The 17,255-nt window shown below is 46.1% G+C and carries 14 protein-coding genes; 5 read left to right on the top strand and 9 right to left on the bottom strand.

Going from position 1 to position 17,255, the window contains the following annotated elements:
- Positions 1-93: 93 nt before the first annotated feature.
- Together ACXHJ1_RS07900 and ACXHJ1_RS07895 are read left to right on the top strand one after the other, a co-directional pair.
- On the top strand, positions 94-441 hold the full coding sequence (locus tag ACXHJ1_RS07900; RefSeq protein WP_013373683.1) for a KGG domain-containing protein: 348 nt from the start codon (positions 94-96) through the stop codon (positions 439-441).
- A gap of 358 nt (positions 442-799) precedes the next feature.
- A complete protein-coding gene (locus ACXHJ1_RS07895) occupies positions 800-1,702 on the top strand; it encodes an AraC family transcriptional regulator (RefSeq protein WP_045244729.1) in 903 nt (300 codons plus the stop codon).
- A 331-nt stretch (positions 1,703-2,033) separates the two neighbouring features.
- On the opposite strand, the gene ACXHJ1_RS07890 is transcribed toward ACXHJ1_RS07895, so the two are convergent.
- The 5 genes from ACXHJ1_RS07890 to ACXHJ1_RS07870 form a co-directional block, all read right to left on the bottom strand.
- Positions 2,034-2,537 (bottom strand): hypothetical protein, encoded by a 504-nt coding sequence (locus tag ACXHJ1_RS07890; RefSeq protein WP_457905899.1) that lies wholly within the window; start codon positions 2,535-2,537, stop codon positions 2,034-2,036.
- A gap of 74 nt (positions 2,538-2,611) precedes the next feature.
- A complete protein-coding gene (locus ACXHJ1_RS07885; protein ID WP_090889007.1) occupies positions 2,612-3,088 on the bottom strand; it encodes a copper amine oxidase N-terminal domain-containing protein in 477 nt (158 codons plus the stop codon).
- Between the two features lie 108 nt (positions 3,089-3,196).
- Complete coding sequence (locus ACXHJ1_RS07880; protein ID WP_016822657.1) at positions 3,197-3,301, bottom strand: AsnC family protein; 105 nt, start codon at positions 3,299-3,301, stop codon at positions 3,197-3,199.
- 119 nt (positions 3,302-3,420) lie between these two features.
- A complete protein-coding gene (locus ACXHJ1_RS07875; protein WP_016822656.1) occupies positions 3,421-4,128 on the bottom strand; it encodes an SDR family oxidoreductase in 708 nt (235 codons plus the stop codon).
- A 59-nt stretch (positions 4,129-4,187) separates the two neighbouring features.
- Positions 4,188-5,132 carry an AraC family transcriptional regulator gene (locus ACXHJ1_RS07870; protein ID WP_457905898.1) on the bottom strand — a complete coding sequence of 315 codons (945 nt, stop codon included), beginning with the start codon at positions 5,130-5,132 and terminating at the stop codon, positions 4,188-4,190.
- Positions 5,133-5,298: 166 nt separating this feature from the next.
- Here ACXHJ1_RS07870 and ACXHJ1_RS07865 point away from each other — a divergent pair, with 166 nt between their 5' ends.
- The 3 genes from ACXHJ1_RS07865 to ACXHJ1_RS07855 all read left to right on the top strand — a co-directional run bounded on the left by ACXHJ1_RS07865 (position 5,299) and on the right by ACXHJ1_RS07855 (position 13,340).
- On the top strand, positions 5,299-7,497 hold the full coding sequence (locus ACXHJ1_RS07865) for a glycoside hydrolase family 52 protein (protein ID WP_457905897.1): 2,199 nt from the start codon (positions 5,299-5,301) through the stop codon (positions 7,495-7,497).
- Positions 7,498-7,538: 41 nt separating this feature from the next.
- Entirely contained in the window at positions 7,539-9,797 is a 2,259-nt protein-coding gene (locus ACXHJ1_RS07860; RefSeq protein ID WP_457905896.1) for an alpha-glucuronidase family glycosyl hydrolase, read from the top strand.
- A gap of 282 nt (positions 9,798-10,079) precedes the next feature.
- Positions 10,080-13,340: a family 14 glycosylhydrolase gene (locus ACXHJ1_RS07855; protein WP_457905895.1), complete on the top strand. Its 3,261-nt coding sequence runs from the start codon at positions 10,080-10,082 to the stop codon at positions 13,338-13,340.
- Between the two features lie 204 nt (positions 13,341-13,544).
- Here ACXHJ1_RS07855 and ACXHJ1_RS07850 read toward each other — a convergent pair whose 3' ends face one another.
- From ACXHJ1_RS07850 to ACXHJ1_RS07835, 4 genes are all read right to left on the bottom strand, one after another.
- Entirely contained in the window at positions 13,545-14,279 is a 735-nt protein-coding gene (locus ACXHJ1_RS07850; RefSeq protein WP_457905894.1) for an ABC transporter permease, read from the bottom strand.
- 30 nt (positions 14,280-14,309) lie between these two features.
- Entirely contained in the window at positions 14,310-15,020 is a 711-nt protein-coding gene (locus tag ACXHJ1_RS07845; protein WP_457905893.1) for an ABC transporter permease, read from the bottom strand.
- On the bottom strand, positions 15,013-15,939 hold the full coding sequence (locus ACXHJ1_RS07840; RefSeq protein WP_457905892.1) for an ABC transporter ATP-binding protein: 927 nt from the start codon (positions 15,937-15,939) through the stop codon (positions 15,013-15,015). The genes ACXHJ1_RS07845 and ACXHJ1_RS07840 overlap by 8 nt, the downstream gene beginning before the upstream one ends.
- 197 nt (positions 15,940-16,136) lie before the next feature.
- On the bottom strand, positions 16,137-17,165 hold the full coding sequence (locus ACXHJ1_RS07835) for an NADH:flavin oxidoreductase/NADH oxidase (RefSeq protein ID WP_457905891.1): 1,029 nt from the start codon (positions 17,163-17,165) through the stop codon (positions 16,137-16,139).
- Positions 17,166-17,255 lie beyond the last annotated feature (90 nt).

Raw genomic sequence — 17,255 nt, 5'->3', positions numbered from 1 at the left:
TATAAAAATAAAATAGACATGTTTAATTCCTGACACGAAGGTTAATAGATACACGTAGACGCTTTACTAAAATTCGATGAGGAGTGATTGAACATGGCTAACAACAACCAAAATGGCAAAATGAGTCGCGAAGAGGCAGGACGTTTAGGTGGAGAAGCTACTGCTAAAAATCACGACAAAGAATTTTACCAAGAGATCGGCGAAAAGGGTGGCGAGGCCACATCCAAAAGTCATGGCAAGGACTTCTATCAGGAGATTGGTGAAAAAGGCGGCGAAGCCACTTCCAAAAACCATGGCAAGGAGTTCTATCAGGAAATCGGTCGCAAGGGCGGTGAAGCCCGTGGCAATTCGGACCAAAGTGATAGCGACGGGAAAATGAGCAGGGAAGAAGCAGGCCGCAAAGGCGGCGAAGCTCGCGCCCGTCAACGCAAAAATAACTAAGATTGATTAGGATACGTTGTCGGTGCAGTTGCAACGCAAAGGCACAGACTGCATAGAATGCAAAGTAAGTGAATGTTTATGTTATAAAAGCCTACCTGCCGGTGTTCCGGTAGGTAGGCTTTTTGTGTGAATAGTTACTTTCATCAAAAGGCCACTTTCAACATCCGATCATACGTCATACAATATACATATTCAGGTTAAATAACCATCCTACATATATTATTACAAATGAAAGAATGGAATAGTCAGATTCTTTTCTCATATCGCCTTACTTATTGTTATAAAAGTGTGCATGCAACTCAGGTCAAATATTCGTGCATCCTGGCTGCTAAGATGGAGTCGAAAGGAGGGAACCCCCGTGTACGAATGGAACGAAATGGTCCAGCTTATGATTGATTGGATTGATAATAATCTTACTTCAGCACCATCGTTGTTGAGAATGTCCGACCAGTTAGGCTATTCCCCTTACTACTGTACAAAACAGTTTCATTCTCTAACAGGAATGACGTTAAGGGATTATGTATGGATGCGCAGGATTAGTCGTGCAGCCCTTGAACTCCGGGACAGCAATGTCCGCATCCTCGATGTTGCCGTAAAGTACGGGTTTTCTTCACAGGAAGCTTTTACACGAGCATTTGTAAAAGCGTTCGAGGTAACTCCGGCTGTATACCGGAAGGAGCCCCGTCCTATTCCATTAGCCATTCGCGCCGAGGTATTCTCTCCTTATCATTACCATTTGAAGGAGCGGAATAAGATGGTTAAGGAGCATTTACAAGAAGCCGAAGTCAAAATTGAGCATATACCAGCACACAAATTTATTGGAATCTGGGATATCTCTTCTCGAAACTACGGCGATTTCTGGAGAAACGGCCATAATTGTGATGAAATTTGCGGAACCCTGGAAAGTATGTCTCACCTCAAGCTTCCCGGACAATTGGGTCAAACTGCAGGCTGGTTCTATCAGAATGGTCAGAAAGGCTATCTGTATGGAATACCGGTTGCTGCTGACTACAATGGAGAGATCCCAGCAGGTATGGAGTGCCGAAACATCCCCGAATCAGATTACCTGGTGTTTTTCCACCCGCCCTTCCATTATTTAAAAAACAATGGAGATGTTATGAGAGTGGTGGAGGAAAAAGCTTGGAGCTTTGACCCACGCAGTATGGGATATACATGGGATGAGGAAACGAAGCAGGATTATCAACGGCATTTCCCTGAGGGATACGGCTACGCAGTGTTACGTCCTGTAAAAGAAGTGTAGTAAAAAAAATCCCTAGAAGCCGCCACGATCTCAGGCTGCTGATAATCGTCTCGCGGCTTCTTTTTTAAAGGAATGGAGTATAGTCAATGAAGTCCTTTCGCTTTTGGCTGGTCCTAGTCTCTTGTATAGTTATTGTTGTAAATCTTACGGGGTACGACGACTATAATATACTATTGGCTATGATTAGCCCGTTGGTTTGGATGTATGAATCTTTTCAATTTGTGCGAAAAGCACATATCCCTATAGCCGTTGTATACTTTACTACGATAGGTTTCTGGTATCTCATTGGATACACTATCGATCATTTGATTAAAAAATCAAAAAATTAATATCAATTAAAATGATCTTCTAGCGCATCATCTACCTTCTCAGGCTCGTACTCGACTGTTTTATAGTCAGGTGAAGAAGGAATCATATTGACCACAACATTCCTCATTTGTAGCTTGTACTTTCCTTCTTCAAAAGCAAGAATATGCTTGATAGGAGGTAACTCTATATCCTTATACTTCGTTATCGAAGAAACAACAATCTTGGAAGGGTCAGAATCATCCACAGACATGATACGGTAATCTATCGGTGTCCCTTGGGCTTTTAGAAAATTAAGTCGTGCCCTCTCTGTTTTAAAACGATAATCATCAGACAGTGAAAGCATCTTATCGTAGTCGCGATTCATAGAAGCGTCCATATATTCTGAAAAGGTAGAGACAGCAGCCTCTTTGGGCTTATCGGGAAGTTTAAAATGTTCCTTACCCCCTCCAAAACCAGTAGCAATTACAGTCAAAACCCCTCCAAGAACAATCAAACAAGCCAACTTCTTACGTAGTGCAATCTTCAATGAAGAAAACCTCCCTCGCTAAAATTCAACCATATATTTGCAACATATACAGAGTTGTCGCCTTTCATAATAAGTCAACTTTTACTTAGATGCGGCTTGATAATGTTTACATGTATAGTCTTATTTATTAGGGTACTATTTACAGTCGCGCCCATAACCTCTGAAACCCATCTGAGAGGCACCATCACACGATTGGGTGATACTGGCATAACAGGCGCATTAGGCATTATTTTTTCTATATCATTTACATAAGCTACTTTACTGCCAATAGTCAGACGTACGATTTCGCCATGCTCAGAAAAGATTGTAACCTCCTGCTTCTCTCTATTCCAGCTTACACTCTCGCCCAAACTCTCGGATACAAATCGAATAGGGACATACGTTGTATTGGTTGCTCGTTCGATATAAGGATTTGCATCAGATGTGACTTCAACATTGTTTACTGTAAGGACAAGATTGTACAGATATTTAGGAAGTGCAGCATTTGCTTGATCTACGGTTACAAAGCAAATCACCGCAAATAGTATAGTATTAACTGCTCTTTTCAACATGTGATATCTCCTTTTTCAGGTAGAAACGAATTTATGAAACTCATTGAAACTTGAAATTCTACGGAATATGACTATGCAAATAGCTTGCATATCACAAGAATGTATACCTCAACTAAAAGCATACCACATTACCCAATTTCCCCCAATATTAGTTGTGGGCATGCGGGCCTGATTTTGCAGTATCTGTAGAATTTTATAATCCACTTGATCCATTCACTACATCTCCTTAAACACAAGATCTTAATTGATTTATAGAGTAAAAAGAAACCAGTCCAACACATTGTAAGCGTGTATTGGACTGGTGGACGTGTACACGTTGGCTTCCAGACAAATTAGATCAGCGTATAACCGCCATCCGGGAATAGCACGCTTCCGGTGGTGAACTTGTTAGTCATCAGGTACAACACCGTATGTGCGATTTCCTCATTATACCCCACTCGCCGTAGCAAGGTTACTTCCTTGTATTCCTCAAAAGCCTGCGCCCGCTGCTCCCCCTCGGGGCCGTCCCGCCAGATCGTGCCGGGAGACACCACATTGACCCGTACTGGAGCCAACTCCACCGCCAACGCCTTGCCCAAACTTTCAATCGCGCCGTTAGCCGCTCCATATGTAGCACCAAATCCCATCGGCCGTTGACTGAAGGCTCCAGACATGAGAACGATTGAGCCATCCTTGGAGATATGCGGTACCGCATGCTTGGCAGCAAAATACTGCGGCCAGAATTTTCCCTCGAATGGAGTCTTCGCCTTTTCCGTATCTATGGTGATCGGACCACGTGTATAGCTCGCACCCGGAGTAAACAAATGATCGAATGCGCCGACCTTTTCAAAAAACGCCTGTACTTCCTCTTCCTTTTGATTGTTCAATTGAAAGGTCTCCACCGCTTCTGTAGGAATGACCTTCTTCGCCTGCTCCAGCTTTTCTGCAGAACGGCCAGCGATTACGATACTCGCTCCTTGCTTTGCTGCTTCTATGGCTGTTGCCAGCCCTATCCCTGCACTGCCGCCAATCACGACAACACGTTGATTATGTAAATTCATACTATTATCATCTCCTTTATAAGGATTGTATCATAACTATTTTATAAGCATATATATTTTTATTCGGGTGAACTTTCAAGGGCTATATTCTTGCGATAGGATGTCGGCGACTGACCGGACCAGCGTTTGAATTGCCTGCTAAAATGTGCAATATCCCCATAGCCGAGCAAATCAGCAATTTGCTGCACTGACCATTGCGGATCAGCCAGCAGCAGCTTGGCCTCATGCAAGACAAGCTCGGATAGATACACCCGCGGAGATACGCCAAAAACGCTACGGAATACACGATTACAATGAGATACGCTAATACCCAGTTCGGATGAAATACCCTCGATCCCATCCTGTTTTCCCAACGAGCCGGCCTGTCTATAAGGCTGATTGACCCTGCCCTGAAGACGACTGGCAATCTGATGGGCAAGCTCTGCCTGCACATATCCACGCCCCGGCAGATGAGCGGCTTCACTGGATACAGCCTCCCACAACGTTGCGAACAGTTCGAACACAGCAGATTGAATCCGCATACGCTTTGCCACTGAATCACCATCTATACCTTTGTCTTCAAGCGCAGAAAGATCCAGCAGCTTGCCTAGCGCTGGTCCCATCTGCTTCGCTACTGTGCCATCCGCTGGAAAAAGTACTTGCTCCAAACGGCTCAGTAGCGAAAGAAACAATTTATCATCAATGTCGAAATGCATGCAAAAATACGTAAACCCCTCTCCGTTACTACGGCTGGAGTGGACAATTCCTGGGCGCAAAAGTATCAGATCACCTTGTCGCTGGATGAAGCTGCGACCATCCACAACCATGATCTGCTCTCCCGCAAGCACGATGTTAATTTCATATTGCGGATGTTCATGTGGCGGATAGCTCCACTCTCTTCCGACACTTCGTGTATGAATGGCAAACAGATTGACCGTAGTCCGCACATCGGGAAAAAAGAATTCCTCTCCGGCGACCGTAAGGTTTGGATCATGGGGATGCTTTGGTAAACGTGGTGACGACATGTTTTCCCTCCTAGCTTACTTACATCGATATACTTCAGTATATCGTTTCCAGCGCGATTTGGATAAATAGTTGAGCGATTTGACAATGGTTCCTCGGCACATGTCATGCTAGGCTCTAATTAAAGTTAGCCAAAGCCACATTTTATCATGAAAGGGGTTTCAATATATGTCGAAAAATATATTTTATAACACGCAGCATGCACCTATCGGTTCATTCTCCAGCTTTACACTTGGGTTTAAGGGTAATCGCGGCGGACTCGGCCTGGAACTGGGCAAGCCTGCTGATGAAAATGTATACATCGGGCTGCAATCCAGGGATGGAGGATCGTATGAGGCGCTTCCCTTTTTTGCATCCATACAGGATGAAAGTACCCGCTATGATGTGGAGAAAAAGGATAAAAAAACAGAGCCTCTGCTCGTTGCCTTTGTCGATCAGGACATCACCCGTGAGCTAAAAGCAGGAACCGATACATGGCAGGCAGGCGATTTGACATTCCGGCTGTACTCTCCCGTTCGCCCGGTGCCCGAGCCGGGAATTGCGGGCATAGATGAGCTGCGGGCAGCGTTGGTTCCGGCAGTATTTGCTGAGCTAACGATCGATAATACACAGGGTGCTGCTGCACGGAGAGCCTTTTTCGGCTACCAGGGCAGTGACCCGTATAGCGGCATACGCATTATAGGAGAAGATCCACGCAGGGACGCTATGGATTCTTCTCCATTGGAGGAAAGACTCACAGGCATCGGCCAAGGACGAAGCACTGCTATTGTGACCAACAGCAGCGAAGCGGTACCTGCCAGCGGATTTGCGATGGAGAAGCTACTTGGGGAGACCATGGCTGATAACTTATCCTTTGGCTTAGGTGCAACGGGTGCGCTCCTGATGGACGTTCCCGCAGGGGAGAAGCGCACGTACGCCTTCGCCATATGCTTTTATCGCGGCGGCATTGTGACAACAGGCATCGAAGCATCGTATTACTATACCCGGCTGTTCAAGGATATTGAAGACGTGGGAAGCTATGCGTTGAAGCATTTTGACGACCTGACCGCAGCCTGTGTTCAGGGGAATGACTGGATCGAATCAGCCAGCCTGAGTCCAGACCAGGAGTTTATGCTCGCTCAGGCGATCCACAGCTATTACGGCAGCACCCAATTGCTTAGTCAGCAAGAGGATGGCGAACCGATCTGGATCGTGAATGAAGGTGAGTACCGGATGATGAATACACTCGATCTGACGGCAGATCAGCTTTATTATGAATTGATTTTGAACCCATGGACGGTACGCAACGAACTGGAATGGTTTGTTCGACGGTACAGCTATCGGGATGAGGTACGCTTCCCGGGAGAGGGACAGACCTATCCGGGGGGGATCACGTTTACCCATGATATGGGCGTGGCCAATGTATTCTCCCGGCAGGGGTACTCCTGCTATGAGCTGGCAGGGATTGACGACTGTTTCTCTTACATGAGCCACGAGGAATTGGTTAACTGGCTTTGCTGCGCCACGGTATATATCGAGCAGACACAGGATCAGTCATTTACGGCACGTATGCTGCCTGTCTTGTGCGACTGCTTCGAAAGCATGCTGCGGCGGGATCATCCAGATCCGGCCCAACGAAACGGCTTAATGGGCCTGGACAGCTCAAGAACCCAGGGAGGTGCAGAAATTACGACTTACGATAGTCTAGATGTATCCTTGGGTCAGTCTCGCAATAACATTTATTTAGGCAGCAAATGCTGGGCGGTATATGTTGCGCTGGAAAAGATATTTGCCTCAAAGGGGCTTAACTCCCTTTCACAGGAAGCTGGCTCACAGGCAGACAAATGCGCAGCGTCGATCACCGCTCACATGACAGACAAAGGCTATATTCCTGCAGTCATTAAGGAAGGCAACGACTCACAGATTATTCCTGCCATTGAGGGATTGATCTTCCCTTATTTTACAGGATGTGAAGATGCGCTTAAACCTGATGGGCGGTTCGGTGGATATATCCAGGCACTTCGACGCCATTTGCAAACCGTACTGGTACCAGGAGTTTGTCTATTTGAAGACGGAGGCTGGAAGCTATCCTCGACCAGTAACAACTCCTGGTTGAGCAAAATCTATCTGTCACAGTTTATTGCTCGTGAGCTGCTGGAGCTGCCTTGGCAGGAAACGGGGCAGGCGGCTGACGCAGCCCATGTCTCATGGCTCCTCCATCCTGAAGAATCCTATTGGTGCTGGAGCGACCAAATGCTCTCCGGTATTGCCCACGGCAGCAAATATTACCCACGCGGGGTTACCGCTATTTTGTGGCTGTATGAAGGCAAAGGGAATCGGCTGACCCTCCCTCAGCATATGAGTCAAGATGAGAAGCAGCATGCCTGAGACGAACGAACCCTCACTCGTCCAAAGGAGGCCCAAATAATATGAGCAAGCGTATGGATATGCCCAAAGGGAGCGGCTATGACGCTTGGCTGCACTATCACCGCGACCAATTTGTAGAAAAGATGCCTGCTTGGTGCAGAGTCATCGTAGTTCATGAAACAGATGATGAAGTGCTTCAGACGGCTGCGAGTGAGCTTCGGCAAGGATTGGCTGCCATGTTCGGACAGCAGCCGAAGATAAGTACCGCTCCTGTCCATGTACCATTCGTTGCGCTGGGTACGTTCCCGAAGCAGCCATATGTCGCAGAACGGTTTAGTGCAGAAGAACAGGCAGAAGTGAGCGCAGAAGGCTACCGAATTCGCGGAGTAGAGGTGCCGGAGCTTGCAGGTTTAACTGGGCAAGATCACGATGATATCAAAGGACAGTGCCTTATAGTTGCGGGGCAGACGTCAAAAGGAGTATTGTACGGAGTCTTTCATTTGCTGCGCTACCTGCAAGGAGGACTAGACGGCAATCTGAAGCCCACTGCCAAAGGATCACTACATGCTCCCGTTTTAGACCTATTTTCCAATCCAGCTAATCCCATTCGCATGATTAATCACTGGGATAACATGGATGGTAGTGTTGAACGTGGATATGCCGGGGCATCTATTTTCTACAACCATAATACCTTTACTACAAATATGGAGCGCCTTCGAGACTATGCCCGTCTACTCGCTTCTGTAGGCATTCAGGCGTTATCCATTAACAATGTGAATGTCCATCAGGTAGAAACTGAGCTGATCACAGATCGGTTTTTACCTGATGTAGCCAAAGTAGCAGCCGTATTTCGCGCCTATGGTATCCAAATCTACTTGAGCATTAACTATGCCAGCCCGATTCAGCTCGGTGGATTAACCACAGCCGATCCTCTAGATCCCGGTGTAGCTGAATGGTGGCAGACCAAAGCACAGGAGGTTTACGCAGCCGTTCCTGATCTGGGTGGTTTTGTGGTCAAGGCCGATTCTGAAAATCGGCCCGGTCCCTTCAGCTATGGGCGCCATCACGCCGATGGAGCCAACATGCTGGCGGATGCACTACGGCCCTATGGTGGACGTGTGATTTGGCGTTGCTTTGTCTACGACTGCAAACAGGACTGGCGTGACCGCAACACGGATCGGGCTCGCGCAGCCTTCGACCATTTCAAACCGCTGGATGGATTGTTCCGGGATAATGTCATTTTACAGATTAAAAATGGCCCTATGGATTTTCAAGTTCGCGAGCCTGTCTCCCCCCTGTTCGGCGCGCTGGAAGCCACTCAGGTACTGCTGGAATTTCAAATTGCGCAGGAGTATACCGGACAACAAAAGCATCTATGCTACCTGGTTCCGCAATGGAAAGAAGTGCTCGATTTTGACACCTATGCACAGGGAAAAGGCTCTACCATCAAACGCATCGTAAGTGGCGCTTTGCATAACAGCAGCAATTCCAACTCCCATCGTGGGAAGGCTATTGTCCATGCAAACAGCGGTAGCCTCCAGGAAGAGTCAACCAATCATATTCCTAAACCCACGAACTTTGGATTAGCCGCTGTTTCTAATATTGGTGCAGACACCAATTGGACCGGACATTTGCTCGCCCAATCCAACCTTTATGGCTACGGCCGATTGGCTTGGGACCCGGATCTATCTGCAGATGAAATCGCGGATGAATGGGTTCGGCTGACATTCAGCGGCCAAGGTAAGGATGCCGATGATACCGAGTTGATTCCTACCATTAAGCAAATGCTGCTCGATTCATGGAATATCTACGAGTCCTACACTGCTCCTCTCGGGGTCGGCTGGATGGTTAGTCCCAATCACCACTATGGGCCAGATGTAGATGGATATGAATATTCAATGTGGGGCACCTACCATTTTGCCGATTGCTGGGGGATCGGGGTAGATCGCACGACTGCGACGGGAACAGGCTATGCAGGACAATATTTTCCTCCTGTTGCCGAGATCTACGAATCTATAGACACCTGCCCAGACGAGCTGCTCTTATTTTTTCACCACGTCCCTTATACGCACATGCTCCACTCTGGCCAAACGGTCATACAGCATATTTATGATACTCATTTTGAAGGTGCAGAACGTGCAGCCCATCTCCGAGACACATGGGTTAGCCTGCATGAGCAACTAAATGAAAGGGTGTATGAACAGGTGCTGGCGCGACTAGAGCATCAGGCTGAGCACGCCAAGGAATGGCGGGATCGAATCAATACGTATTTTTATCGTAAATGTGGTATTCCCGACGAAAAAAATCGCCCTATCTATTAAGAAGGTTGTCTCATGCAATACTTGCATACACACTGGGGTTTTCTTTCCCTTATTTTATTGCGGGAATTTACTATCTATAAAAGACACGCGTCTTATTCAGACCTGTGTCTTTTTTTTCCTGGTCTAATTTAAGCACACGGTTGCTAACGCAAAATGTCATATTTGTCCACCTTGAGTGTGCAATAAATTCTTCTTTTTATGCAACCGCTTGCTCTATACTATTTTTGTAGACGTTTACAAAATGTTGTCGAATTAGACTATGCTTTGGGGAGGATGATCGGTTTGACCTTGTATCGAAGTCTATGGAAAAAAGGGTGTATGCTTCTACTAAGCCTTGTGCTGTCTCTGACCGCCTTCATTGGCTCACCCTCTAATACGGCGAGCGCCGCGGTTGCAGATGATTTTCAGGCTTCCGTTATGGGACCACTGGCGAAAATCAACGACTGGGGTTCCTTCAAAAAGCAACTGCAAACGTTGAAAAACAATGGCGTGTATGCCATCACTACCGACGTCTGGTGGGGCTATGTAGAAAGTGCAGGAGATAACCAGTTCGATTGGAGCTACTACAAAACCTATGCAGATGCCGTGAAAGAAGCGGGACTGAAGTGGGTTCCTATTATCTCTACGCATAAGTGTGGAGGAAATGTGGGAGATGATTGCAACATCCCACTGCCAAGCTGGCTGTCAAGCAAGGGTAGTGCAGATGAAATGCAGTTCAAGGACGAAAGCGGCTATGCCAATAACGAAGCCCTTTCCCCATTGTGGAGCGGGACTGGCAAACAATATGACGAGTTGTATGCCTCATTCGCTCAAAACTTTGCCGGGTATAAAAGTATCATTCCCAAAATTTATTTAAGCGGCGGTCCTTCCGGGGAATTGCGCTATCCGTCCTACTACCCGGCAGCGGGCTGGAGTTACCCGGGACGGGGCAAGTTCCAAGCCTATACTGAAACAGCCAAAAATGCATTCCGTACAGCTATGAATGACAAGTACGGATCATTGGACAAGATTAATACTGCTTGGGGCACCAAGCTTACCAGCCTTAGCCAAATCAATCCACCGACCGACGGGGATGGATTTTACACGAACGGCGGGTATAATTCCGCGTATGGAAAGGATTTTCTGTCGTGGTACCAAAGTGTGCTTGAGAAGCATCTAGGTGTCATCGGAGCAGCTGCCCACAAGAACTTCGATTCTGTGTTTGGTGTCCGGATTGGGGCCAAAATTTCCGGTCTGCACTGGCAGATGAACAATCCTGCCATGCCGCACAGCACAGAACAAGCAGGTGGATATTATGATTACAACCGTCTCATTCAGAAGTTCAAGGATGCCGATCTAGACTTGACATTTACTTGCCTGGAGATGAGTGACAGTGGCACAGCACCGAATTATTCGTTGCCGTCCACCTTGGTTGATACCGTCTCCTCCATCGCGAATGCCAAGGGTGTTCGCCTGAATGGTGAAAATGCACTTCCGACAGGCGGCAGCGGCTTCCAAAAAATCGAGGAGAAAATCACGAAGTTCGGTTATCATGGGTTTACGTTATTGCGCATCAACAATCTCGTCAACAATGACGGCTCACCAACCGGTGAGTTGAGTGGATTCAAACAATATATCATCAGCAAAGCCAAGCCTGACAATAATGGCGGTACAGGCAACAAAGTAACGATATACTACAAAAAAGGCTTCAACTCGCCTTACATTCACTACCGCCCGGCTGGCGGTAACTGGACTGCTGTGCCTGGCGTGAAAATGCAGGACGCCGAGATTAGCGGCTATGCTAAAATTACCGTCGATATCGGTTCTGCCTCCCAATTGGAAGCCGCTTTTAATGACGGCAATAACAACTGGGACAGCAACAACACTAAAAACTACCTTTTCAGCACTGGAACTTCTACCTACACACCCGGCTCTAACGGAGCCGCAGGAACTATCCGAACAGGGGCACCTTCAGGGAGTGTCCTCAGCGTAGTGACTTCCACCTACGCAACCGACCTCAACGAAGTTACAGGACCTATCCAAACAGAAAAACTTTCAGGTGTATCCTTAAACGTAAGCACTTCTACCTACGCACCCAACTCTAACGGAGTTGAAGTAACAGCTCAAACGGAGGCGCCTTCGGGCGTCTTCACCCCTATGGATCTGGGTACCCTCTCCAAGCCCACCTCCCTCAGCACAGACTGGAGCAAACAGAGCATTTATTTTATCATGACAGATCGTTTCAGCAACGGTGATCCATCCAATGATAACTACGGTGGCTTCAATTCCAACAACAGTGATCAGCGCAAGTGGCATGGTGGCGATTTTCAAGGTATTATTAACAAACTCGACTACATTAAAAATATGGGGTTTACCGCGATCTGGATTACTCCAGTAACGATGCAAAAGAGTGAATACGCTTACCACGGCTATCATACGTATGATTTTTATGCAGTAGATGGGCATCTCGGAACAATGGACAAGCTCCAAGAGCTGGTTCGCAAGGCACATGACAAAAATATTGCTGTGATGCTGGACGTAGTTGTGAATCACACAGGTGATTTCCAACCGGGGAACGGATTCGCCAAGGCTCCTTTTGACAAAGCAGACTGGTATCATCACAATGGTGACATTACAGGCGGGGACTATAACTCCAACAATCAATGGAAAATCGAAAATGGTGATGTAGCTGGACTGGATGACCTAAATCATGAAAACCCTGCTACCGCAAACGAGCTTAAAAACTGGATCAAATGGCTGCTTAATGAGACAGGTATCGACGGGCTGCGGGTGGATACCGCCAAGCATGTACCGAAGGGTTTTCTAAAGGATTTTGACCAAGCTGCCAATACCTTCACCATGGGTGAAATTTTCCATGGCGACCCTGCTTATGTGGGCGATTACACCCGGTATCTTGATGCTGCACTAGATTTTCCGATGTATTATACAATCAAGGACGTGTTCGGACACGATCAATCCATGAGAAAAATCAAGGATCGCTACTCCGATGATCGTTACTATCGCGATGCTCAGACCAACGGTGTATTTATCGACAATCATGATGTAAAACGTTTCCTGAATGACGCATCTGGCAAGCCGGGTGCTAACTATGACAAATGGCCACAGCTCAAGGCCGCTTTGGGCTTTACTCTGACATCTCGCGGGATTCCAATTATCTACCAAGGCACTGAGCAAGGCTATAGTGGCGGAGATGATCCCGCCAATCGGGAGAATATGAATTTCAACGCCAACCATGACCTGTATCAGTACATCGCTAAGTTGAACTATGTGCGCAACAACCACCCTGCTCTGCAAAACGGTAGCCAAAGGGAAAAATGGGTGGACGACTCCTTTTACAGTTTCCAGCGCTCTAAAAATGGCGACGAGGCCATTGTATTTATCAACAACTCCTGGAATAGTCAAACCCGCACGATTGGCAACTTCGATAATCTGTCCAACGGAACCCGCCTGACTAACCAACTGAGCAACGACTCCGTTCAGATTAACAACGGCTCGATCACCGTAACTCTCGCTCCAAAGGAAGTTAAAGTTTTCACCAAGTAACAGTCACATTCAGTTACATTGATTATTCAGATGTGCTAAAATAAGTTATAGAAGGATATGCTAAAAAAGAGCAAGGATGCTGGTAACATCCCTACTCTTGGCAACAGCCGCTTTGAAGAGCGGTCGGCTGTTCAAAGGCGATCTAAAGAAATAGACCGTTTTCCCCTTGAGCAGGGCGGTCTATTTCTTTTTGCTATACCCTACTTATTTTTCTATACGAACATAACTTCGCAACGCCAAGAAAAGCCCTAGCACAAAAATGAAGCAAATACTGATGATTCCTCCAGGAACATATGTAAATGTTCTACCAAATGTGCCATGCGGAGAAAATAAAAACGGTACTGCCCATGGGTAAAAAGTATTCCCCGGTGCATTAACCAAAACAAAGTTTAAACACATGACCGTACACATTCCCATAATAGCGGGCACAAATTTTTTCCAGTGAACGGCGAAAAATGTGATCATCGGGATGAGCATAGCGTGCATAAGAACCATTTTGATGAAGATCCCAAGCTGACACATAACGATTCCAAAGGTTAATGGCCTGGTCGTAATAAACATACCCAATATGGCAGATAGCGCAAATGTCAACAACAGACTAACAGCGATGTACATATAAATAACAAGCAGCTTGCTGAAGTAGAGGCGACTCCGTCGAACAGGATTTGAAAACAGAGCAATATGGGTCTTCTCTTGGTATTCTCTCGCATAGATATAGCAGGTCAAAATGTAGTAGCTCATATACCCCGTTATAAAATTTATGGAAAACACCAAATCCATAAAGTAATCATTCCATCCATTACGCTCCAAGGAAAACTTGGGACTTACAGCGAAAGTACTAAAAGTTAAAAATACGGTTACAATTAAAATAAACACACTTAGAAAAAGAATTTTGGTTCCTTTTAGCTTCAAGCATTCTGCTTTGAACAGGGCAAGCATAGTATCCCTCCTTTCAATTTAAATTCTCCATTAGTCTTTTCTTTGATATGTCCATATAGACAGAAACAATCCAAGAAGAAAGGTTATGGATAAACTCAACCACGCTACAAGAGTATTGACGTGTCTGATCGCACTTCCTTCATTGGGAGACAAAAGATAGGGTACAATCCACGGATACCATTCACTTTTGTACATAAAATTCAAAAATATAACAGTACAAACTACGAGTACAACCACCATAATGCTTTTCCAGCGTATAGCAAAAAAAGAGGCGACCGGGATGAGCATCGCATGCATCACGCACATTTTGGCAAATACCTGGATTTGATATACCCAGATAGCCATCGTTAAAGGCCGATTTGTAATGAACATGCCTAATACTGTAGACAGAAATAGAACGATAAATAGCGACACAATAATAAACCCATAAATAATGATCAATTTACTAAAATAAAATTTAACCCTGGTGACAGGCGTAGTAAACATAAACAGATGCGTATTTTCCTGGTACTCTCTCGCAAAAATATGACCGGTTAATATGTAATAGCTAATAAATCCAGCTGCAATATTAACTAAGAAATCAATATTTGTAAAATAGTAGACCCAACCGAGCCTATCAATTGAATATCTATAAAAAATAGCGCTTAGAGCGAATTCCAACAGCACAATAGCCAGCAATATAATATAGCTCAACAAGAAGGCTTTAGAGCCTTTAAGCTTAATGAGTTCTGCTCTAATCATGCCGCCCACCCTCTCCTGAAATGAGAGTCAAAAAGTACTCCTCTAGCGTCTGCTTTGTGGTGTGTATCTCATAAACTGAAAACTGACGATCTATTAACTGTCTATTTAACATAGCTGTATTTTCAATTGGACTAGAAATTCTTAGTTGTTGTGGGGATATCAAATCAGATTTAAGTTGCTTCATGTTCTCATACAGAAACGCTTGTACTGCTTTTGCATCGTCTACCTTTACATCTGTATATTGCTCAAAACCTTCCTCTAACCGACTCAAACGATTCTCCGCTAACAGTTTTCCATTATGTATAATCCCGATGTGTGTAGCTAATTGTTGAATTTCGCTTAGAATATGGCTAGAAATAAGAATTGTTTTCCCTTGTTCCTCGCACAACTTCTTTAATAGCTGACGAATTTCCTTAATTCCTGACGGGTCTAACCCGTTCGTTGGCTCATCTAATATAAGCAACTCAGGATCATGAACAAGGGCCCTGGCAATCCCTAATCGCTGTTTCATTCCCAGGGAAAAATCTTTGAACTTCTTTTTTCCAGTATGCTCTAACCCCACCGTAGTTAGGGTTCGTTCAATTCTCCCATCATCCTGTACCCCCATGTACGTACAGCAGATTCTCAGATTATCTCGTGCACTCAGATTTTCGTATAAACCAGGCGTTTCGATAATCGTACCTATTTTTGAGAAGATAGAAGGATAGCTTTTCTCTAACCGCTCGCCAAATAAAAAAACCTCCCCACTTGTAGGCTCAATCAGCCTCATCAGCATGCGGATGGTAGTTGTTTTGCCAGCTCCATTTTCACCTAGAAAACCGTAGATGCTGCCCCGTTCTACATGTAAGGAAATATCGTCTACAGCTATCGACATCCCAAACTGTTTGCGGAGTTCCTTCGTTTCAATAACATACTGCATTTCTTTCATCCTCCTATACACACCAAATACAACTATTATACAGTATACAGATTTATCTATCCACAAAATGTAAAAGTAATCACTATTATTCATTTACGATCATTATCCCCATAAAAACAAAACAGGCACCTGCAACGAAGCGTACACTTCGTTGCAGGTGCCTGTTTATATATAAACAACGTGGGAATACTTAGGCCTCAGTAGCCACGTTGATATTGTTCAGGTACGGAAGGCTTCTCGCCGCGCAGCGCCACCGCTGCATGAATCGCCCAATAAGGGTCGCGCAGCAATCCGCGTCCTACAGCGACCAGATCGGCATCCTCATTGCCGATTACAGACTGCGCTAAGGCTGGGTCATCCAGTATGCCGACGGCGATTACTGGGATGTTCAGCGCCTCGCCGATTTGGCGAGCAAACGGCACTTGATAGCCCGGGTAGTTGCCTGGTTTTCTGGCTCCAGCCGGGCCTTCTCCGCCCGAGCTGACATGGATCATATCTACGCCTGCAGCCTGATATGCGCGGCTCAGTTCAATAGCATGATCCACATCGTATCCACCATCTACGTATTCCACCGCGCTGATGCGGAAGATTAACGGCATACCCGCAGGCATTTGCTTACGCACAGCCTGAACGACTTCTACCCCGAAACGGGATAAATCCTTACCATACTCGTCATCCCGTTTGTTCGTAACTGGCGAGTGGAATTGGTGAATCAGGTAACCGTGTGCACCGTGAAGCTCGATTGTATCCACGCCTGCTTGAACCGCCCGGCGGGCAGCGTCTCCGAATTTTTGTACCATACCACGGACTTCCTCTGTGGTCAGTGCGCGCGGCTGTTTATAATTTGCATCCGGGTATGCAATGGCCGAAGGAGCCACCGGCTCTGCTGCATCCTCAGCTTTACGGCCTGCATGAGCAATCTGAATGCCAACCTTGGCCCCGTGCGCATGAATACCGTCAACCAGCTTTTTATACGCCGGAATATGTTCATCTGACCAAAGCCCCAGATCGTAATCCGTAATCCGCCCATCCGCTTCCACGTCCGTCATTTCTATAATAATCAGACCCGTGCCTCCAATTGCCCGGCTTAGGTAGTGGACATGATGCCAATCATTCGGAATTCCGTCCTTGGCTGTCACCGAGTATTGGCACATTGGGGCCATGACCACACGATTTTTTAACTCCAAATCTTTGAGTGTGTACGGTGTAAACAACGAAGTCTTCAAAACGCTCATCTCCTTTTTCATCTCTACCACATAACTAAAAATGCGTTCCAAATTACACGGTCTATTATAAGCATAATCGGCACAGTCCAA

The sequence above is a fragment of the Paenibacillus sp. ALE2 genome (assembly GCF_054113385.1).
Note: the sequence above shows the minus strand (reverse complement) of the source record. Positions and strands in the feature narration are given on the sequence as shown.

Bases quoted from the DNA above. Each gene is read 5' to 3' on its own strand.
- ACXHJ1_RS07900 (WP_013373683.1), top strand. From the start codon at position 94: ATGGCTAACAACAACCAAAATGGCAAAATGAGTCGCGAAGAGGCAGGA.
- ACXHJ1_RS07885 (WP_090889007.1), bottom strand. From the start codon at position 3,088: ATGTTGAAAAGAGCAGTTAATACTATACTATTTGCGGTGATTTGCTTT.
- ACXHJ1_RS07880 (WP_016822657.1), bottom strand. From the start codon at position 3,301: ATGGATCAAGTGGATTATAAAATTCTACAGATACTGCAAAATCAGGCC.
- ACXHJ1_RS07875 (WP_016822656.1), bottom strand. From the start codon at position 4,128: ATGAATTTACATAATCAACGTGTTGTCGTGATTGGCGGCAGTGCAGGG.
- ACXHJ1_RS07870 (WP_457905898.1), bottom strand. From the start codon at position 5,132: ATGTCGTCACCACGTTTACCAAAGCATCCCCATGATCCAAACCTTACG.
- ACXHJ1_RS07865 (WP_457905897.1), top strand. From the start codon at position 5,299: ATGTCGAAAAATATATTTTATAACACGCAGCATGCACCTATCGGTTCA.
- ACXHJ1_RS07860 (WP_457905896.1), top strand. From the start codon at position 7,539: ATGAGCAAGCGTATGGATATGCCCAAAGGGAGCGGCTATGACGCTTGG.
- ACXHJ1_RS07850 (WP_457905894.1), bottom strand. From the start codon at position 14,279: ATGCTTGCCCTGTTCAAAGCAGAATGCTTGAAGCTAAAAGGAACCAAA.
- ACXHJ1_RS07845 (WP_457905893.1), bottom strand. From the start codon at position 15,020: ATGATTAGAGCAGAACTCATTAAGCTTAAAGGCTCTAAAGCCTTCTTG.
- ACXHJ1_RS07840 (WP_457905892.1), bottom strand. From the start codon at position 15,939: ATGCAGTATGTTATTGAAACGAAGGAACTCCGCAAACAGTTTGGGATG.